This window comes from Gemmatimonadota bacterium (assembly GCA_009835325.1).
In the GTDB taxonomy this organism is placed as follows: domain Bacteria; phylum JAAXHH01; class JAAXHH01; order JAAXHH01; family JAAXHH01; genus JAAXHH01.
In genome coordinates, this window is record VXWP01000091.1 from 39012 (window position 1) to 59833 (window position 20822).

General features: G+C 60.5%; 18 protein-coding genes. 14 read left to right on the forward strand and 4 right to left on the reverse strand.

Annotation, left to right across the window (positions count from 1 at the left end):
• Position 1 precedes the first annotated feature (1 nt).
• Entirely contained in the window at positions 2 to 1429 is a 1428-nt protein-coding gene (locus tag F4Z81_12945) for a hypothetical protein (protein ID MXW05955.1), read from the reverse strand.
• A 90-nt stretch (positions 1430 to 1519) separates the two neighbouring features.
• Between F4Z81_12945 and F4Z81_12950 the strand changes: the two genes are divergently transcribed.
• Both F4Z81_12950 and F4Z81_12955 read left to right on the forward strand, forming a co-directional pair.
• Positions 1520 to 2659 (forward strand): DUF1295 domain-containing protein, encoded by a 1140-nt coding sequence (locus tag F4Z81_12950; protein MXW05956.1) that lies wholly within the window; start codon positions 1520 to 1522, stop codon positions 2657 to 2659.
• Between the two features lie 57 nt (positions 2660 to 2716).
• Positions 2717 to 3424 (forward strand): class I SAM-dependent methyltransferase, encoded by a 708-nt coding sequence (locus tag F4Z81_12955; protein ID MXW05957.1) that lies wholly within the window; start codon positions 2717 to 2719, stop codon positions 3422 to 3424.
• Between the two features lie 56 nt (positions 3425 to 3480).
• On the opposite strand, the gene F4Z81_12960 is transcribed toward F4Z81_12955, so the two are convergent.
• Together F4Z81_12960 and F4Z81_12965 are read right to left on the reverse strand one after the other, a co-directional pair.
• The gene (locus F4Z81_12960) at positions 3481 to 4218 is read right to left on the reverse strand and encodes a phytanoyl-CoA dioxygenase family protein (GenBank protein ID MXW05958.1); all 738 of its coding nucleotides are present in this window, start codon (positions 4216 to 4218) and stop codon (positions 3481 to 3483) included.
• A gap of 83 nt (positions 4219 to 4301) precedes the next feature.
• Positions 4302 to 5180 carry a DUF4377 domain-containing protein gene (locus F4Z81_12965; GenBank protein ID MXW05959.1) on the reverse strand — a complete coding sequence of 293 codons (879 nt, stop codon included), beginning with the start codon at positions 5178 to 5180 and terminating at the stop codon, positions 4302 to 4304.
• A 294-nt stretch (positions 5181 to 5474) separates the two neighbouring features.
• Between F4Z81_12965 and katG the strand changes: the two genes are divergently transcribed.
• Entirely contained in the window at positions 5475 to 7607 is a 2133-nt protein-coding gene (katG, locus tag F4Z81_12970; protein MXW05960.1) for a catalase/peroxidase HPI, read from the forward strand.
• 54 nt (positions 7608 to 7661) lie between these two features.
• Here katG and F4Z81_12975 read toward each other — a convergent pair whose 3' ends face one another.
• Positions 7662 to 8333, reverse strand: coding sequence for a hypothetical protein (locus F4Z81_12975; protein MXW05961.1), 672 nt, complete (start codon positions 8331 to 8333; stop codon positions 7662 to 7664).
• Positions 8334 to 8518: 185 nt separating this feature from the next.
• Between F4Z81_12975 and F4Z81_12980 the strand changes: the two genes are divergently transcribed.
• The 11 genes from F4Z81_12980 (at position 8519) to F4Z81_13030 (ending at position 20757) form a co-directional block, all read left to right on the forward strand.
• Positions 8519 to 9574, forward strand: coding sequence for a peptidase M19 (locus tag F4Z81_12980; protein MXW05962.1), 1056 nt, complete (start codon positions 8519 to 8521; stop codon positions 9572 to 9574).
• A 47-nt stretch (positions 9575 to 9621) separates the two neighbouring features.
• Positions 9622 to 10734, forward strand: coding sequence for a VCBS repeat-containing protein (locus F4Z81_12985; protein ID MXW05963.1), 1113 nt, complete (start codon positions 9622 to 9624; stop codon positions 10732 to 10734).
• A gap of 40 nt (positions 10735 to 10774) precedes the next feature.
• Positions 10775 to 11497 carry a class I SAM-dependent methyltransferase gene (locus tag F4Z81_12990; protein ID MXW05964.1) on the forward strand — a complete coding sequence of 241 codons (723 nt, stop codon included), beginning with the start codon at positions 10775 to 10777 and terminating at the stop codon, positions 11495 to 11497.
• 137 nt (positions 11498 to 11634) lie between these two features.
• Positions 11635 to 12264, forward strand: coding sequence for a hypothetical protein (locus F4Z81_12995; protein ID MXW05965.1), 630 nt, complete (start codon positions 11635 to 11637; stop codon positions 12262 to 12264).
• Entirely contained in the window at positions 12236 to 12709 is a 474-nt protein-coding gene (locus F4Z81_13000; GenBank protein ID MXW05966.1) for an HIT family protein, read from the forward strand. Before F4Z81_12995 ends, F4Z81_13000 begins: the two co-directional genes overlap by 29 nt.
• A 21-nt stretch (positions 12710 to 12730) precedes the next feature.
• A complete protein-coding gene (locus tag F4Z81_13005) occupies positions 12731 to 13969 on the forward strand; it encodes a hypothetical protein (protein ID MXW05967.1) in 1239 nt (412 codons plus the stop codon).
• A 153-nt stretch (positions 13970 to 14122) separates the two neighbouring features.
• Positions 14123 to 15670: a hypothetical protein gene (locus tag F4Z81_13010; GenBank protein ID MXW05968.1), complete on the forward strand. Its 1548-nt coding sequence runs from the start codon at positions 14123 to 14125 to the stop codon at positions 15668 to 15670.
• Between the two features lie 95 nt (positions 15671 to 15765).
• Positions 15766 to 16623, forward strand: a complete 858-nt coding sequence (locus F4Z81_13015) for a carbon-nitrogen hydrolase family protein (GenBank protein MXW05969.1) — start codon at positions 15766 to 15768, stop codon at positions 16621 to 16623.
• Positions 16616 to 17515, forward strand: a complete 900-nt coding sequence (locus F4Z81_13020; protein MXW05970.1) for a tetratricopeptide repeat protein — start codon at positions 16616 to 16618, stop codon at positions 17513 to 17515. The genes F4Z81_13015 and F4Z81_13020 overlap by 8 nt, the downstream gene beginning before the upstream one ends.
• A complete protein-coding gene (locus F4Z81_13025; protein MXW05971.1) occupies positions 17509 to 18354 on the forward strand; it encodes a phytanoyl-CoA dioxygenase family protein in 846 nt (281 codons plus the stop codon). Before F4Z81_13020 ends, F4Z81_13025 begins: the two co-directional genes overlap by 7 nt.
• Positions 18355 to 20757 carry an FtsX-like permease family protein gene (locus F4Z81_13030; protein ID MXW05972.1) on the forward strand — a complete coding sequence of 801 codons (2403 nt, stop codon included), beginning with the start codon at positions 18355 to 18357 and terminating at the stop codon, positions 20755 to 20757.
• Positions 20758 to 20822: the final 65 nt, after the last annotated feature.

Genomic DNA, 20822 nt, shown 5'->3' on the forward strand with positions numbered 1-20822 from the left:
ATTACCCAAACAGCTCCTGCACCAAACCACGCGCCCGGTCGATCACGGTTTCGAGGCAGCCGGGTGCCAGCTTGGCCCAGTAGGTGACGTCTTCGTTGGCCTCGTGTCCACCTCGGGGATAGGCCTCCCGCGTCGGCAAGTAGCCGACATAGTGCGACGTGAGGTGGGCCGGAAAGAGGAAGGGCACCGGCGAGTTCATCTTGAGCGCCAGTTGCCCTTCCACGAATGGTTCGCCGGGGAGGCCAATAATACAGAGATCACCGATGCGAAGGGCCTGGATCTCGTAGCTGAACGCGCCGTCCCGCTGCCTGCACAGCTCGACGCTGCGGGTAGACGCCGCCCGGAACCAGCGCGGGTCCACCTGCCCTTCCGCTTCCCGCGGTGGCTGGGGATGCTCCGCCAGGATCGCGTGGGCCTCACGCAGGCGTTCGTCCGGAATCTCGCGAAATGGCAGACCGATCGTTTCGATCCGGGTATCCAGCGCGGCTTCGCCCGAGAAGTTGCCGGCTAACGTCATGTTGTTTACAATACGCTCGCTCAAACCAGACAGTTCGCGGCCCATCCGCCGGTGGTCCGGCCGGAAATCCGGGTCGTAGGGGTGCCAGGGGTTGATGTTTCCGCAACACCCGTTGACGACCAGTGGCACGGCATCGGGGCCGAAGGCCTGCTGCATCTCCCGGGACCAAGCGCCGGGCCAATCCGCCGACGCGGCCAGGAAGGTTTCGCTGTTTCCGTACGCATTGACCGGGTGGCACGTGTAGTGCAGGAGAAAGGCCAGCGGCTTCCCACTCACATCCTGGATGCAGCAGACCCCCACTTCCGGATCAATAGGACCTTCCAGGTAACACACCTCCGAGATCCCGAAGGGCTGTTGCTCCCGGCCCAGCGGCCTGGGCATGAGAATGGTGCCATCCCGGCGAATGCCGCGCCGGTTGAAAGCCAGGTCGCCCTTCACGCCGCGGCCCAGACCGATGCGCGCGGGCTCAAGCCTGCCCGCCGCTTCGACAGCGGCTTCCACGGCCGCGGCTGCGGCCCGGTCTCCGTAAGCGCGCTCGCCCCCTCGCAGGTATTCCGTCTCCTCGGTGGTCTCCAGTGAAAAATCCGGATCCAGCATGAAGTAACCGAGGCTCGGAGCGGAATGCGTCTGCGTCGCCTGGACCATGATCGCGTCCCGTTCAATGCCCGTCTGCTCGTGGATCTCCGCGCGGATCCGGTCCGTGTAGTCGCCGGTAACGATGGTGAGATCCAGGATAACCAGGCAGATCCGCCGCCCACCCGCCTCAAAGACGATGGCCTTGGCAAAGAGCGGATCCAGGACGGTACTGGCCGGACGGTGGTCACCGGCTCCGCTGCCCCCCAGATGTGTCCCAACCGAAGGGGAGATATCGATCATCGCCGCACCGGCGCTCAGCTGGTTTGACGCGTTCATGGCGTTCCTTTCTTCGTTTCCCTTTCGTTCCTGGATGATTCAGACTAACATAAAACATCCACACACCAATTGAGAAAGGGGAATTCGATCATGATCGAATGGCTGGGTATCGAACACCTCTTCGAACTGTCCCGGACGGAAGCGATCTGGGGATTCTTCACCCCGCTGATCGTCTACGCCGTGTTTTTCGTGATCCAGGTCATGCTCCCCGGCAGGTGGGTCCCCGGTTACGTCGTCAATCCGGAGACCGGCGAACCCCGCAATTACCGCCTGAACGGCATGCTCGTGTTCTTGATCGCGATCGTCGTGTGGGCGCTCGAACTCACCGGGCTTCCCCACGACTGGTTCTACCGGTCCTCGGTCTATGCCGTGGCCGGCGGAACGGTCTTCAGCATAATCTTCACCCTGATCGCCGTGTTTACCCAACCGGAAGGCAAGGTGAAGAACCGGTTCCTGGCGTGGTGGTTCGGCCGTGCGCAGGAGATTTCGTTCTTCAACGAACGAATCGACGTGAAAATGTACATGTATGTTGTCGGGGGAACGATGCTGTCGCTCAACGCCCTGTCCGGCGCCGTGTACCACTACGAACTCTTTGGTGAAAAAGCCAATCCGGGCGTCATCCTCTACGCGGCGTTCTTCACCTTCTACATCATGGACTACATGGTCTTCGAGCGCGTACAGCTCTATACCTACGACCTGATCCACGAGAATGTCGGCTTCAAGCTAATATGGGGCTGCCTCGTGGTCTACGGCTGGCTGTTCATCCTTCCGCTGTGGGGATTGGCCGCGCACCCGAACCCCGAATTCTCGCCCGCCTGGACTAACTTCTGGCTCATCGCCGCGTCCGCGCTGTTCCTGTTCGGCTGGGGTATCTCGCGCGGCGCCAACCTGCAGAAATACACCTTCAAGCGGTGGCCGGACCGCAAGTTCCTCGGCCTCATCGCGCCGAAGTACATCCAGGCCGGCGACCGCAGGATCCTGTGCAGCGGCCTGTGGGGCGTCGCCCGCCACTTAAACTATATGGGCGAGGGGTTCCTTGCCCTGTCCATCGCCCTGATCTTCGGTCACTTCGCGAACTTCTGGGCCTGGACCTATTTCATTTTCATCGTGTCCCTGTTCATGTACCGGCAATGGGACGACGACCGTCACTGCGCCGAGAAGTACGGCGCAGAAAATTGGGCGGAATACAAGGAGCGGGTGAAGTACCGGATCGTGCCGGGGATTTATTGAGCGCGGGTCGGGGCATTTGTATTCCAGGCACTTCTCGTTCCGACAGCCATCAAGGAGATGCCGCCAATGACCTCCAGCAGCACACAGGAATCTCTGAGATTACTGCACTCCGTAAAGGACAAGTACAATGGTCCTGACGAACTTGATATCCGAAAAGGCGAGCTGAAAAACGGTATCCGGGAAGCGGAACAAGCGTTCGCAGGAAAGTACCCGATAAACAGTCGCCTGCTGGACATTGGATGCGCGACAGGGCGATTATGCTTCGCACTCGCGCGGCAGGGATACGACGTCACCGGTATTGATGTCGCCGAAAAACAGATTGAACAGGCAGGGCGTACCGCGGAAGCGGAAGGCGTCGACGTGACGTTCCTACAGTACGAGATGCCGAATCTGCCTTTCCCCGACGCCTCATTTGCCGCTGCATTTATGGTAAATGTTTACTGCTATGTCCCGCACCGTGCGTCACGCATCGCTTTTCTTGAAGAGGTCGCACGCGTGTTACGTCCACATGGCGAGGTTTTTCTTTCGCAGACGGTCCTGGATTCCGTACTGGAGAGTTACGAAGACCTCTACGATGACAACCATCGTAAGTTCGCTCCCGATTACGAGACCCTTGAGGAGGGAGACGGATTCGTGCTGGGAGCGCCCCAGTTTCTGCACTTCTTCTTCGCCGAAGATCTCATGGCAGAACTGGAAGCATCTTCATTTCAGGTGGTGAGTCCAGAATTGAAGAAGTCAGATTTCAAGTGTGTCCTGCGGAAATGAGATAGATGAGCCCTTCGAGGTTACATTCGTCAGAGCGCGCTTAAACCCTCCTGCGCTTAAACCTTTCTCGCCACGTGCCGGTCTTCGTAAACTCCTTTGAGGAACTTCTCGGGATTGAGTTCTTCGGGCATGTAATGCCATGCCGTGCTGTAGCGGGTGCGGCTGCTGTGGTTGTCGTAGGCGCCGTGCAGGAGATTGGCGGAAAACAGCACGACCGTGCCCGCGGGTATAACCAGGTCCACGGCTTGGGCTTCATCGACCTTTGTCCAGCTGCCATGCCTGCTTAGCTCACTGCGGTGCTCGACGATCTCACCGATCCGGTGGCTGCGCGGCACCACCCGCAGGCAACCGTTCTCCACGTCCGCATCTTCCAGGTAGATCCCGCAACTGACGATGCGATCCGTATCGGTCCCGAAATAGAAATTGTCCTGGTGCCAGCCCGTCGACGTGCCGCCATCGGGCAACTTCGGAAAGAACTTGGTGCCGAACACGTCGAGATTCTCGCCGATCAACTCAGCCACGCGGTCTACAATCGCCGGTTCCCGCGCCAGTTCCAGCACGCGGTCGTCGACCACGCATACGCCCTGGACTTTGTGCAGCAGACCCGCCCTGGGTTCGCCGCCTTCGTCCAGCTCGAGTGACCAGTGCGGGGTCTGCTCATTCAACCGGCTGCCCTGTGTGACAAGTTCATCGAATACCTGCTTGTACCAGGCCAGTCGCTCGCCCTGTATCAGGGATTCAAAAACGAGAAACCCGTCTTCCCGGTACTGTATTACCTGTTCGTCGGTTAACATGAACACCTCATTGAAATGGCGTGATCAACCGCCTTTCGACTTTTCGCGACGCGCGCCCCGGCAACCGATAACGTGCCGCGTGATCAACCTCCCTGCGTTTCCTCCAGCGTCTCCAGCCAGCGATAGCCGTAAGCCGGAACCAGGGGTGATCCGGTCATACCGCCGGGTGTTCCGTCCATGCCGTTCATACCTTCGGGAGACATGCTGAACTTCTCGACGCGCAGGCGGTAGTTGAATTCGTGCCTCGGGTGGAAGCCCACGATCTCTCCTCGGTAGGGAACGCCGCTATAGACCTTGCAGAACCCGGGATGGCCGTCGCCGCAATCGACCCGGCCCCAATCGATGGTGATCTCTTCTTCCTCAATTCCTTGCGCCCTGGTCTTCGAGACCACGCTCGTCAGGACGTACCGTCCATCGTTATACCGGTTCGCCTCGAGGACATAGTGATAGCCGGCCTCGTAGTCGAAGTCGTTGATGGTGTCGTCGTACGGCACGCCATTCACCACCGGACAGAAGTCGTCACTGCGGGCGCATACAACGCGCGCGGGACCTACCGTCAGGGTGACCGCCGTGGAAGGTGCCGGGTTCTTCTCCAGCTGCTCCAGCAACCGGTAGGCGTACCGGCTGGCGTCCTGCGGCGGCTCACGCCCGCCCCATGGATCGTATTTTCCGATCCGGAGGCGATAGGTATAGCCGGTCTCGTACTCGAAACCTTCGATCGCATCGTAGAAAAAACCGCCGTCGACCACCATGCAGGTCCGCAGGCCCACGCCGTAGCATTTGGCCAGGGTGGGACCGACGGTAACGACCCGGGTCTCGATGTACTCCTGCCCGTCCGGGCCGGGTCCTGTCGGGTCCGTGTCGCCGTCACAGCCGGCGAAGACGCTGGTAATGACAAGGGCCGCAACGATCGGCAGAACGTAGCTTTTGCAGCGACTGGTTGAAGTATCGAAAGATCGCATGTTATCGTGTCCTGGATGCTGTCGAGCCTGGATGATGTCGCGCCTTGGACGGCATGGTGTCCGTGCCCTGGACGGATCAACCGGAACCTTATTTTAACCTGCAAAATCCCCGCTTAATCATCAAGACGAATTTACGGCAGAGTGGTTCCCTAAAAGCGTTCATTTTCTCCCATATTCCTCTTGCCTGAGCACAGGTGATTTCGGTATTTTTCCTAGCTGTAAGTTCCGATTTCAGACAAGCATCGAATCTCATAGGTTTTACCATCTTCCCGCACACGTAAATGGAGGAACGAAATGACGACCAACCAGACCTGGTGGCCGGATCAATTGGACCTGAAGCCGTTGCGCCGGAACGCGCCGCAATCCGACCCCATGGACGAGGAATTCGACTACGCCGAGGCGGTCAAGGACCTCGACGTCGATGCGCTTCGCAAAGACATCGAAGCGGTGATGACCACCTCGCAGGACTGGTGGCCCGCCGATTACGGCCACTACGGACCGCTTTTCATCCGCATGACCTGGCACGCCGCAGGCACCTACCGCATCTTTGATGGACGGGGCGGCGGCGGTTCCGGCCACCAGCGCTTCGCGCCGCTCAACAGCTGGCCGGACAACGGGAACCTGGACAAGGCGCGTCGCCTGCTCTGGCCCATCAAGAAGAAATACGGCCGGAATCTCTCCTGGGCCGACTTGCTCATCTTCGCCGGCAACTGCGCGCTCGAATCCATGGGGTTCAAGACCTTCGGTTTCGCCTTCGGCCGCCCGGACGTGTGGGAGGCGGACGAGACGGACTGGGGCTCGGAGACGACGTGGCTCGACGACCAGCGCCACAGCGAAGACGGGGAGCTCAAGTGCCCCCTCGGGGCGGACCACATGGGCCTGATCTACGTGAACCCGGAAGGACCGAACGGCAATCCGGACCCGGCCCTGGCGGCGCAGTACATCCGCCAGACCTTCAAGAACATGGCGATGAACGACGAGGAGACGGTCGCCTTGATCGCCGGCGGACATACCTTCGGCAAGGCCCACGGCGCCGGTCCCGAGGACCATGTCGGTCCCGAGCCGGAGGGCGCCTGTATTCATCAGCAGGGTCTCGGTTGGAAGAGCAGCCACGGAAGCGGAAAGGCCGGCGATACGATCACCAGCGGCCTGGAAGGCGCATGGACCAGCAACCCGGTGAAGTGGGACAACGAGTTCGTCGAGAACCTCTACGGCCACGAGTGGGAGCTGACGAAGAGTCCCGCGGGCAAATCGCAGTATACGCCCGCGAACGCCTCCGAGGTGGCCAACGTGCCGGACGCCCATGATCCTTCGAAGAAGCACGCCCCCATGATGCTCACCACGGACCTGTCCCTGAAGGAGGACCCGGACTACGCGGCGATCACCCAGCGCTTCCTCGAGCGTCCGGCGGACCTGGAAGACGCCTTCGCCAGGGCGTGGTTCAAGCTGCTACACCGCGACATGGGCCCCCGCAGCCGGTATATCGGTCCGCTGGTTCCCGCGGAACCGCTGCTCTGGCAAGACCCCGTTCCGGAGGTCGATCACGCATTGATCGACGAGCAGGATGTCGCCGCCCTGAAAGAGCAGGTCCTGGCCTCCGGTCTGTCCGTTTCCCGAATGGTCTCGACCGCCTGGGCTGCGGCGTCATCCTACCGCGGCACGGACAAGCGCGGCGGCGCGAACGGCGCGCGCATCCGCCTCGCCCCGCAGAAGGACTGGGAAGTGAACGACCCGGCCGCCCTCGGCGAGGTATTGCCAAAACTCGAGCAGATCCAGGCGGAGTTCAACAAAGCACAGTCCGGCGGCAAGCGGGTCTCTCTGGCCGACCTGATCGTCCTGGCCGGATGCGCGGGCATCGAACAGGCTGCCCGGGACGCCGGTCATGGTGTGCAGGTTCCTTTTATGCCGGGACGCACCGACGCGACGGACGAATGGACCGATGCAGAGTCCTTCGCCGTACTCGAACCCACCGCGGACGGGTTCCGCAACTACCTCCAGGCCGGACAGGACGGCAAGCCGGAAGACCTGCTGGTGGAGCGGTCGTACATGCTGAACCTCACCGCGCCCGAGATGACGGCGCTCGTCGGGGGCCTGCGCGCCCTGGACGCCAACACCGGGCAGTCGAAGCACGGCGTGCTTACCGACTGGCCGGGAACGCTGACCAACGACTTCTTCGTGAACCTCCTCGACATGGATATCGCGTGGAGCGCTACGTCCGAAGGGGATGACGTGTACGAGGGACGCGACGGTCAGACCGGCGAGGTGAAGTGGACCGCCACCCGGGTGGACCTGGTCTTCGGTTCGAACTCCGAGCTTCGGGCCTATGCGGAGGTCTACGGAAGCGACGATGGTCGGGATAAGTTCGTGAACGACTTCGTGGCAGCCTGGACCAAGGTGATGAACCTGGACCGGTTCGACCTGACGTAGGGTTGGCGTGTGCGGGACGTGGAGTCGCGCAGCATGCCCGGCGCAGGACGCGGTTCAGTAGCCCAGCACGCGGTAGTCGCCGTCCAGGATCAGGTGAGCCGACACGTACATGCCCAGCAGCCCGAAGAGCACCCAGGGTGCGTTCAGGACGCCGACATAGCCAAGCAGCTCGGTCCGGGTGATGAGACGATGCCGCCCGGCCATGAAGAAGCTGACCCCGTAGACGGACGTGGCGTAGGCCCACTGCCAGGAAAGCACCAGCCCGAGCATGCCGGCCAGGACAGCCGGCATGATGTTCAAGGTCAGGGCCGCGTAGAGGACCAGGGTCGGCAGCGGCGTAAAAAAGCCGTTCGCGACGTCGACGTTGAATCCCCAGGTGCGGCGGTCGGAGTACGAGCCGTCGATCTGGGAGTATGTGGCCCAGACATCCGCCCAGACCGTCGGGGCAAGTATGCGCCTCAGCGGCACCCTGGTCAGAAGGAACTCGACAGCAGGCGTTCGGTCCGTTTCGCGCTGCCGGGCGCGCCAGTATTCGGTGCGTTCCTCGATATAATCTCGTTTGAGGAACAGGCAGATCTCCCAGTAGCAAACCAGCAGATTGGCCGAGAAAAACAGACTCAACAGGCTGTGTAAGGCGTTGAAATCACCGAAGACATAGTAACGCGCTCCGATACCGAGCATCGCCAGCAGCACGATCGCCAGTGCGGCGAACAGTCCGGGTGCCATCCCGATCTCCTATTCTCGGTTTGCCGTTCCTTTGAAGCGCGCCTTTCCTTTCTCGCGCGCTTTTTCGTCGATGCACGCCTTCCCTTGAATCCAAGGTAACCCTCCGGATCGGATTTGTACAAGTTTCTTGATTCGGTATTGCCTCTACACGCGGTTTACGAGGGCGTGACTTTGGGAGGACCTCCATGCTGATCGTCGATTCCCACCTGGACATCGCTTACAACGCCCTCGAATGGGACCGGGACCTCTTCCAGCCCATCGCCAAAATCCGCGAATCCGAAGCCGGCATGGGACAGAAGGGCCGCGGCCTGGGCGTGGTGAATTTCGAGGAGCTGCGGCGCGGCGGGATCGGGCTCATGTTTGTTACGGTGAACTGCCGGATCGCTTCGATGGGCAAGCGCTTCTCCGGCGTGCGCACCCAGGATATCGCCTACGCCCGGTGCATGGGCGAGCTGGCCTACTACCGGCTGATGGAAGCCAAAGGCGTATTTCGCCAGGTGCGCAACCGGGCCGAACTCGACGACCATCTGGCCGCATGGGAAAAGGACCCCCAGACGACCCCGCTGGGGTTTGTCCTCAGCATGGAAGGGGCGGACGGCATCGTGGGGCCCGAGCAGGTGCCTGATTGGTGGGATGAGGGCTTGCGGGTCGTGAGCCTGTGCCACTACGGGGTCAGCTCCTACGCCCACGGGACCCAGGCGCCCGGCGGCCTGACAGCCCGGGGCCGTCCCATGCTCGAAGCCCTGGAGACGGCCGGGATCATCCTGGACGTGAGCCACCTGGCCGAGCAGGCCTTCTGGGAAGCGCTGGACCACTTCAACGGCCCCGTGCTGGCCACCCACAACTGCTGCCGGGCCCTGTGCGACCACGACCGCCAACTCGACGACAGGCAGATCAGGGCCCTGGCCGATCGCGGCGGCGTCATCGGTACGGCCATGGACATCTGGATGATATCCCCCCTGTGGGACCCGGTCGCCATGGACAATTCGGCCATCACCTTCGAAACCGTGGTGGACCACATCGACCATGTCTGCCAGCTGACCGGGAGCGCGCGCCACGCCGCCATCGGCACCGACCTGGACGGCGGCTACGGCAAGGAACAGTGCCCGTCCGATATGGAGACCATCGCCGACCTGCGCAAGATCCCCGCCATACTCGACAGCCGCGGCTACTCGGAGACCGACATCGCCGACATCATGCACGGCAACTGGGTCCGGACGCTGCGCACGGCGTGGGGTTGAGTAGTCGAAGGCCGGCGTTCACCCTTTATAAAACTTGAGGCCGCTTTATGCCTGAAGCTCCCGTATTCCGTCGTCACACCATCTACGAAGGCGGCCCCGCCGAGCGCATGGACTGCGTGGTGGGGGACCTCGATGGCGACGGCGTGCAGGAATTCGTCATCGCCACACGCAATCCGGACGGACTCCACTGGTTCGGCAGGACGGATCAGGGCACGTGGGCGCCTCACCTGATGGATGACGCGTTTCCGAGCATCAGTGTCGGCACCGCCCTTGTGGACCTCACCGGGAACGGGAAGCTCGACCTGATCTCCGGCACCAGTGATCGGGGCAACCACGTATTCTGGTGGGAATGCCCCGACGATCCCGCCCGGCGATGGACCCGGCGCGTTGTCTTCGAACTTCCTCATAGCCGAATCCACGACCTGCTGGTTGCGGATATCGACGGCGACGGTCGGTACGAGTTGTACGTATGGAACCCCGATGCCGGGACGATCTTCTCGGTGCCGGTGCCCGAGGATCCATATGTGTCTCCATGGCCGGGTGTCCGCATGGTGGCCACCGGCGTGAGCGAACAGGACTTCGTGGCCGCCGACGTGGACGGAGACGGGCGGCTGGAACTCATCGCCGGGACTTCGTGGTATCGCTTGCTGCCCAACGGTGAATGGGAGCGGCACATCTTCGCCGAAGGTTATGGCGGCGTACGTGTCCGGGCGGCGGATTTCGACGGTGACGGCCGTGTGGAAATCGCCCTCTGCGAGGTGGCCCTGGACATCGGCCAGACTTACGGACGGCTGGCGCTGTTCAGACCGGGATCGGACGTCGATCGGCCCTGGGAAGCCGAGGTGCTGAATGACCAGTTGCTCGACGCCCACACCCTGCAGGTGGCCGACTTCGATGGAGACGGCCGGCCCGACATCTACGTGGGCGAGATGGGCAGGGGAGACTGGACCAAGCCGCATCCACCGCGGCAATTGCTCTATCTGAGCCGGGACGGCCGCATGGAAGAGCACGTCATCGATACAGGGATCGGTACGCACGAAGCACAGGTCATCGAGCTGGACGGCAAGGTCGGTATCATCAGCAAGCCCTACCGCTGGCTCCAGGACACCGCGCCGCGGCCCCAGTTGGTGGATAATCTGTATTTGTATCTGCCGGAGTGAGGTGTGGCTGGTTATCTATCCGGCTCAAGTTGGGAGTCTGATGAACAAGTCCCAGGACGCATTCGGACAGCTTCTACTAAGCTGCTTCCAAGGTAACGAATCATTGGAGATCATCGAACGCGACGATGGTTTCATTGAAGCCGGTTACGGAAATCGGTACTTCACATCGTATGAAGACTGGCCGTCTCATCACGTTACAGCGATGAAGTATGTAAGCGGCCGTGTGCTTGACGTAGGCTGCGGTGCGGGCAGCCACTCGATCTACTGTCAGGACCGGGGTTCTATTGTCATGGCGATCGACGTCTCTCCAGGCGCGATCCAGGTCTCACGAAACAGAGGATTACGACACGGCAGGGTAATGTCGGTTACACAGGTCAGCGCCTCATTGGGTGTTTTTGATACGATACTGATGCTGGGAGGCAATTTCGGTACTTTAGAAAACAGTGAACGAGCGAGTAGGCTAGTCAAACGATTCCACAGAATGACTACATCAACAGCACGAATCATTGCAGAATCACGAGATCCCTATTTAACAACAGAGTCGGTTCACAGAGCGTATCACAAAGAAAACAGAAGTAGAGGAAGGATGTCCGGCCAGGTACGTATTCGAGCTCGTTTCAAGCATCTGAAGACGCCATGGTTTGACTATCTCTTCGTGTCGAAGGAGGAGATGGCGCAGATTCTCAATGACACAGGCTGGCGTGTAGAGGAATTCCTGGACTCCGGTGGTGCCGGCTACATTGGCGTGCTATCGAAATCCTGAGTGCTTAACTGAACTGACCCATGACCAAAGTACGACACGACCGGCCAACCTGGGCGGGACGCGTTCCGCGACACAAGATCGCCGAGTTATACAAGAAAGAAGCCCTCGGGATCTGTGAAGAAGTACTGATCGACGATGTGGGGATCGGTCTGCTTGTGAGAATAGAGCATATCTTCCGTGCCAGGAAAGCGAACAGCGGCCTCGCGAGTTGTCCGCTCTGCCAGCGCGAGATCCCACACGACTTCGACCCTGCGTTTCAGCTTCGTTGCGAATCCTGCAACTGGGAACTGACTTGGACGGAATACCAGAAGTCGTTTCAGGGCAAACACCTGATTGCGTCCGGCATGACCGCCTTCCTGAAGGAATACGTGAAGAAGTACAAGGTTGCGAGATCACCACAGGAAAAACTAATCCTCATAGATACCCTGATCCACCGGTATCACTGGGAACTGGAAGGCGGTCTGACCGGGCCGGGAGCACGCGATCTCATCGCCGGAAAGCCGAACGAAGTCATCGACTTTCTGAACCAACTGAGCTATGGGACCAGCAGCAGTCCGGAGATCCTTGCCACCCGCCAGGAGTGGCTGGACAAAGTGCGGAAGAGTCGAGCACAGTATGCGGATGCGGTTAAGGAGCGTGAGCTGAAGGATGAGAAGAAAAGGCAAAAGGCGGAAGAAAAGAACAGGCGGAGGACCTTGAAAGCGAAAGCGCGGCACGCTGGACGGGCCGGTCGGAGCAATGCGGAAGAGGTCCGCGATGGTACGTGACAACGACTGTGTATTTTGCCGCATCATCAGCGGCGAACTGGATTCCGCGACCGTTTTCGAAGATGAATCTACCATGGCGTTTCTGGATCTTCGCCAGAGCAACGAAGGGCACGTCCTGGTCGTACCCAGGAATCACATCGAGCAGATCTACGACCTGGACAAGGACACTGCCTCAGCGCTTGCCAGCACAGTCTGTAAAGTCGCCCGGGCGATTCGCCAAGTTTACAAGCCTGATGGATTGTCGATCTGGCAGTCGAATGGTCCCGCGGCGTTTCAGGAAGTGCCGCACGTTCACTGGCATGTATTTCCAAGATACACGGACGACAGACATCTCGTGGTCTATCCCCGGGATCTCGCCGGCCGTGCGCGTACGGAATATTCATTACAGTCTCTGAAAGACATATCGGGTCCATTGATAGACGCGCTTAAGGAAAACGGCGCGTAGCAGCAAACAGAGGAACAATCCATGAAGGTCATCGAGATCGAGGCACACGAGATCACCCTCGAATACGAGGACTGGATCGCTTACCAGCTCAATCATTTCTACGGGCCTGCGAAGCGGACGGTCTACGTCGCCCATACCGACGACGGGCTCGTCGGATTGGGCGAAGGGCATGACGCGGAACCGGAGGAGGTGGTCGACAGGTACATCGGGACAAACCCCTTCGACTGGATCGGGGACGAGACCTCCCTGGCGCTGGGCACGGCGATGTACGACCTGATGGGCAAGGCCGCCGGCGTGCCGGTCTATAAGCTGTTCGGACAAAAAGTCAGGTCCTGGGTACCGGTGGGGAGCTGGACCGTGTCCACACACCCGGACCGCATGGCCGAAGCGGTGCACGAGTACTCGGCGCGTGGCTACACCTGGATGAAGTACCATCTCTCGCCCTTCGAGAACGTCATGGACCAGACCGAGGCGATGCAGGCGGCAGCGCCGGAGGGGTTCAGGATCCATTACGATTTCACCATGCACGGCACCGACGACCACATGCCCGAACTTCTGGACAAGCTGGAACGGTTCACGGTGGCTGGCTGCTTCGAAGACCCCCTGCCGCCGGGGGACATCCAGGGCTACATCGAACTGCGCAAGCGCACCGGGCTGCCCGTCGTCCTGCATCATTTCCCCATGGGGGCAACCTACGAAGTCCTGATGAAACCCGCGGACGCGTATATGCTGGGGCATCAGCCGATCGGCGAGGCGGTGCGGCGGGCAGGCCTGTTCGCTGCGGATAACAGTCCCTTCATGCTTCAGAACGTGGGAGGGAACATCACCCGGGCCATGACCGCCCACATGACGGCGGCCTTCCCGTCGGCGAACTTCCATTTCATCAGCGCGACGGAAACCTTGAAGCACGACGTGGTCATGGAAAAGCTGGAGCCCGTCAACGGGTTCGTGCGGGTGCCGGAGACGCCCGGGCTCGGTGTCACGCTGGACCGCGAAGAACTGGAGCGGCTCAAGCGACTCGAGCTGCCGCGCCAGGATAGGTGGATCATCCGGTCGCGGTACGAGAACGGCGCCCGGATGTACAACATCGCCGACCCGAAGGATTCCATCTTCATGGTGCGTCCCGACCGGCGGCGCGGTATGGTCCCCATGAGCTACGATGCGCCCATAACCACCGAGTACTGGGACGATGACGGCACCGATGCGTACCGGGAGATGTTCGCCCGCATCGAGCGCGAAGGCGTTGTGCTAGAGAAGTAACGAGCAGTAAAGGGCCGCGCGCGGTCGGACTTGGTCGCTTGCGGACTTGGTTGCTGCGGACCTGGATATTGTACAATTGTACAATTGAACGATGGTAAGCGTATCCACTTCAGATCGGAAAGGCCGGAAGCCGTTTAACCAGAGCGAGTAAACATGCGAAAACCGAAGCTGATCCATTACAACGACGCGCGCCATTACAGCATCTACCGCTACGAACCCCCGATGAGCCTGCACCAGTGGCAGCAGCCCGTGGACGAGATCCTGGGAACCGACGTGGATACCCTGGTCTACGGCCTGGGTTCCGGCGAGACGTTTCTCCACGGCACGAAGGCCGGCCTGAAGTGGGGAGAAGGCGTCGAAGAGCACAACATGAGCATGATGTGGTGGTGGGCGACAAAGAACCTGAACCTGGCGCTTGAGGCGGGTATCGATCCGCTCACTGTGGCGGTGGAACGGGCGCACGAGAAGGGACGTCGCATACTGGGCAGCCTGCGGATGACCGAGCCCACTTCTCCGGACGACGATAACCCCTACATGCTGGGCCGTCTCAAGCGGGAGCACCCGGAGGTCATGATCGGCGAAAACCATCCCGACTACCCCCGGGCGGCCGGCTGCGCGGACTACACCCGCAATGAGGTGCGGGCCGAGCGGCTTGGCGTCATCGAGGAGGTGTGCGTCCGGTACGGCATGGACGGGCTGGAGTTCGATCCCTACATGGGCGTGTTCTTCAAACCCTCGGAGGCGCGGGAGAAAGCGCCGATGCTTACGGGATTCATGCGGGAGATCAGGCAACTGCTCGATCGCCTCGGGGACGGGCGCGGCGAGTCGTTATGTTTGGCCGCACGGGTGCGTGCTACCGAGGAAGCAAACCTCGCCCTGGGCATGGACGTGCGTACCTGGCTCGAGGAAGGTCTCCTGGATATCGTCATTCCCTGGACCGAGAGCTTCCTCTTCGACCAGGAGATGCCCATCGGTTGGGTGGTCAATGCGGCCTCCGCATCGGAGACACCGGTCTACCCCATGCTGGGACGGTCGCCGTACGACGACCGGCACCACCTGCCGACCATCGAGATGTACCGGGCCGCGGCGGCCAATTACCGTGCCATGAGAGCGGACGGCCTGTACCTGTCGGACCTGCCCTGGCCGCACACCGAACGCGAATACCAGGTCTTTCGCGAGATGGCCGATCCGGATATCCACCTCAGGAAGAAGAAACACTATTTCCCGACACACCGGGAACCCGACGCGGAACCGCACGCTCCCGAGCGATTTCTACCCGTGGACCTTGAAGAAGAGGCGCCCGCCCGGGTACCGTTCCTGGTCGGAGACCGGCTGGCCGATGCCCGGGACGACGGCGAGCTCAAAGACGTGACGCTGGGCGTGCGCATCGGGCACTGCTGCCCGGAGGACGATATCTCCTTCCGGTTCAACGGTGAAACCGTCACGCCGTCAGATAGCACGCACCATTACGGCGGCATCATCTCCTACACGGCCGCGAGAAGCGGTCTTCCGGAACGCATCCTGACCCACTTCTGGTTCACTTTCGATCTGCCCCACGATCTGGTTCGCGAAGGCAAGAACGAGGTCGAGGTCGTGCTGGAAGAGCGATTCACCGGAATGGGCGGCGTCCGCGTGCTGCACCAAGTCGAGCTGATCGTGGCGTACGACGAGCCCCTCGTGCCCGAGGGCGGGCAGATGTGATGGGCGGGCGGGCACGTAAGTCACAAATTCGCTACATAGTCGAATTGTATTCACGCTGATCATCTGTATACACCAGCAAGGATCGGGCGACAGCCATGAAGCTTTGCACGGTACAACCCCATATGTCGGATTCGATAACAGAGAATGTGCAGGAAACCACCAGATGGATCCATCAAGCCACCGAATCCGGTGTCGACTTAGTCGTTTTCCCCGAAATGATGCTGACGGGCTATGATATTCACTTCATCGAGCTATACGCCAAAGCCGACAAAACCGATTGGCATGCGCCGGTCGATGAAGCACTAGACGAACTTGGTAAGGTAGTCGATGCTGCAGGTATCAGTGTCCTGGTAGGTTCTCCATACCGTTACGGTGGTGGCCAACTAAACGCCTTGTTGTTACTCCAGCCAGGTAAAGAAGCCGTTCTTGCTGGTGCGAGATCCCATTTGCCTGTAGGGGACAGAAATCGCATGGGATTCGTAGAACCTCGGGATCGTCTACCAGTGCCTGTTCTGGGTATTGAGATCGGCTCGGTTTTTTGTGCCGAAGTTTACAATCTCGACTACATACAGGAAAAGGGATTGGAAGAAAGCGATATCATCCTGTGGTCCAGTGTGTTCATTAGCGACATAGATGAAAATGGTGACGTAATTCGAGATCGAAACGCTGAGTTTGCCCGTGAAATCGCCAGTTATTGGCAGGTCCCTGTAATCCAATCCAACTATGTTTCCTATGCCAGCGAAGTTTCCATCCAAGATTCGCTAAGAAAAGGACGCACGCTCGGTGGCTCAATTGCCTGCGACGCATCGGGACGTATCCTTGACCAGGCCTCATGGACAGAAGAAGACATGCGATCGTTCGAAATAAGTAGAGCCGACGACACAGTCGTGGTAACCCCTATAGCAGAGGAACGCTCATCCGAATCCCACGCGAAGACGCTTGCCGATGCATAACCTCCCCGACTTCGACCGACTGTGGGACTACAACAATCCGGCAAAAACCGAGAAGGCCTTTGAGGAACTGCTGCCCGTCGCGGAGAGCGCCGGCAACCCCGATTACCGCGCCCAACTTCTCACACAGATCGCTCGGACCCATAGTCTTCGTAGGGAATTCGACGCGGCCCACCGCATCCTCGATGAAGCCGAAACATTGATTGTCAATATTAACAACTCTTCCGAAGATGTATCACAGACTACCCGTGTCCGACTTCTCCTCGAACGCGGCCGCACCTTCAACTCGGCCGGCGACACAGATTCTGCACGGCCGCTCTTCAAAGAAGCCTGGGAACGGGCGCGGCAGGCCGGCGAGGACTACCATGTCGTGGACGCGGCCCACATGCTCGGAATCTGCGAGCCGGCAGATGCATCCCTTATGTGGAATAACAGGGCGATGGAAACCGCGGAATCATCAGACGATCCGCGCGCAAAGGGCTGGCTCGGGCCGCTCTACAACAACATCGGTTGGACGCACCACGACGCGGGCGAGTACGATAAGGCATTGGAACTCTTCGAGAAGGGGCTCGCCTGGCGGACCGAGCGGGACAACCAGCAGGCGACACGGATTGCGAAGTGGACCGTCGGCAGGGCGAAGCGTTCGCTCGGACGTATCGAAGAAGCGCTGGCCATGCAGCAATCCCTGCTCGAGGAACACGAAGCGGCCGGCACGTCGGACGGCTACGTCTTCGAAGAAATCGCCGAGTGCCTGATTGCGCTGGGGCGGCCGGATGAAGCACGGCCATACTTCGGCCGCGCCTACCAGGAACTGTCGAAAGACGGTTGGCTGACGGATAACGAGTCCGAGCGCCTGGCACGACTCAAACGATTGGGCAATGAACAACCATGTTGACCGCTGCGCAGAAATCCGAATTCGACGAACACGGCTGGGTTCGCGTGCCACGTATGCTTTCGGAAACGGACGTCCATTCCGTGCTCGACCGCGTCTGGGACGACCTGGAGCAAAGGTGCGGGATTCCGCGCGATGCCCCGGAGGCCTGGCCGGAAGCGAAACCCAAGGGATTCAACCGGCTGATGCGTTCCGGCGCCTTCGAACCAACCTGCGGCTCGGCCGTTCAAGAAGCTATAGACGAATTCCTCGAACCCGGCCACTGGGAGAAACCAAGCCCCTGGGGAGCGCTTCTGCTTACCTTCCCCGCTGCCGGCCCGTGGTTTCTGCCCAACCATTCATGGCACATGGACCTACAGAAAGCCGTAGACGCCGAGTCAGCGCAAAACCCCGGCGTACAGGTTTTCGCCATACTGGAACCACTGGCCGCCCAGGGCGGCGCGACGATCGCCCTCGCCGGTTCTCATCGGCTTGTCCGACACCTTGCCCGGCAACCGGAACTGATCGGCGAAGGCCGTTCCAAAGACATCACCAATGCGGTCAAGCGGGCGGCGCCGAGTCTGCGGGATCTATGGTCCCGCGACCTGGGCGGAGACCGCGATTCGGGTGTAAACCGCGAAGACCGATACCTTGCGAATCCCGTCGATGTGTCCGGCATTCCCGTGCAGGCCGTCGAGTTCACCGGCGATCCCGGTGACGTGATCTTCATGCATCCCTGGATCATCCATACCGCATCTTCCAACCGCGGTGACAGGCCGAGAATCGTTATTACGGAGCGGGTTCGCAGACAGGACGGGCAGGACGACGCCCACCGCGTCACCAACAGTCCAGGTGAGGCCTAAGTGCTCCAGAACTACTTAAGCGTGGCCCTGCGCAATCTCCGCAGGCATCCCGCCTACTCGCTCATCAACATCGCCGGCCTCGCCATCGGCATGGCCACCTCCATCCTGATCCTCATGTATATCCAGGATGAACTCGGCTACGACCGGTATCATCCCCATGCCGATCGCGTTTACCGGATTGTCGACGACATCGAGAGCGGTGGGCAGACCGTACAGACGGCCGGTACGCCCACCGGTTGGGGACCTGCCCTCAGGCGCGACTTCCCCGAGATCGAGCTTCTCGTCCGCATTCGAGGCACCGAAACCGCGTGGCTGGTGGATCTCGGGAACACCATCTACTACGAGCGCAAGGTCATCTGGGCGGAACCGGAGCTGTTCGAGATGTTCGACATGCCCCTGGTCCAGGGCGACCTCGGCACCGCGCTGGCCGAGCCGTACTCGATGGTGATTTCGGAGGACCTGGCGTTCAAGTACTTCGGCGCCGAAGATCCCATCGGGAAAGCCGTCAATCTCGACAATCGCTGGGACTTCATGGTGACGGGCGTCATGAAGAACGTCCCGACCAACGCCCATATGCGGCCGGACATGCTGGTATCCTATTCCACGATGAACGTGATCCGGTCCTGGGACCTGGACGACTGGGAGTATCACCGGAACCTGTTTACCTATATCCGGCTTCGCGAGAACGTGTCCCCGGATGAATTCGAAGCGAAGCTGCCGGCCTTCCTGGAGCGTCACGCGGGCGACCAGTACCGGGAGGCGGGCATCAGCCTGCGGCCGTCTCTCCAGCCCCTCGTGGACATCCACCTCTATTCGAACCGGGAGAGCGAGCACGAACCCAACGGCGATATCCGGTACGTGGCCCTCTTCATGGTCATCGCGTTCCTGATCCTGATCATCGCGTGCATCAATTTCATCAACCTGGCCACGGCCCGATCCGAAATGCGCGCCAGGGAGGTGGGCGTGAGAAAGGTCCTGGGTGCAAACCGGATGCAGTTGATCCGCCAGTTCCTGGGAGAATCGGTCCTCATGGCCGGCCTGGCCGCGATCGTGGCCGTCATCCTGGTTCAGCTCGTCCTGCCTGCCGTGAACGAGATCGCCGGGAAGCAACTCGCGCTGCCGCTGACCGACTGGATAGTGCTGGCCGCGCTGGTCCTGGGTACGGCCCTGATTGGAGTGGCCGCCGGCAGCTATCCGGCAGCGTACCTGTACGGTTTCCTGCCGGCCGTGGTCATGAAAGGCAACCCAGAGACGGGCAAAAAGGGCCTGGGCATGCGGCAGGTGCTGGTCGTGATACAGTTCTCCATGTCCATCTTCCTGCTGGTCAGCACGGCCATCATCTACGATCAACTCGAGTACATCCAGACCAAGCGGCTTGGTTTCGACAAGGAACACGTGATGGTCGTCCCCATAACGGGATCGCCGCAGCAGGTGAACACGCCCGTGCTGAGACGGCGCCTGTCGGAACTGCCCGGCGTGGTGGGAATCTCCACGACCACCGGCGTGCCGGGTATGCGGATAATGCCGATCCTGGAGGTACGGCCCGAAGGCATGCCGCCCGAGGACCACCTGATGATGGCCACGCTGCACGTGGACGAGCACTTCCTCGATGTCATGGGCATCGAAGTCGTCGCCGGGCGGAACTTCTCATCGGACTGGAGCACCGATACCACCAGCGCGTACCTGCTGAACGAGACGGCCGTCCGGAACCTGGGTTGGGGTTCGCCCATCGACGCGATCGGCCGGCAGTTCGAGCGGCTCTCCTTTGAAAGGGCCCCGGGCCGCGTGATCGGCGTGGTGGAAGATTTCCACTTGCGCACGATACACGAAGAGATCGAACCCGCCGTGATCACGACCAGCCCCTATCACGTTTTCATCCTGATTCGGATCGTACCCGAGGGTATCCCCGAAACCATCGGGCGCATCGAAGAAGTGTGGAACGACGTGGATTCCCGATATCCACTCGAATATACCTTCCTGGACGAGGATTTCGACGCGCTGTACCGGACCGACCGGCAACTCGGCGAGATCTTCGCCGTCTTCGCCTTTCTCGCGATATTCGTGGCCTGCCTGGGACTTCTTGGCCTCGCTTCGTTTTCGATCCAGCAGCGCACCCGCGAAATCGGGATCCGCAAGGTCGTCGGCTCGTCGGTTTCCGGCATCGTGGTCCTGCTTTCGAAGGACTTCATGAAGTATGTACTCTGGGCGAACGTGATCGCCTGGCCGCTGGCCTACTTTGTCATGAGCAACTGGTTGCAGAACTACGCCTACAATGCGGAAATCCAATATGGATGGTTCGTGGCCGGCGGCATGCTGGCGCTGGTCATCGCCTGGCTGACCATCGGGGCGCATGCGGTGGCGGCGTCGCGCCGGAACCCGGTCAATGCGCTGAGGCAGGGGTGATTGAGCCGACCGTCTGCCGCGTAGTTTGTACCGAAAAGACAAACCCTATTCAGTAACCGAGCAAG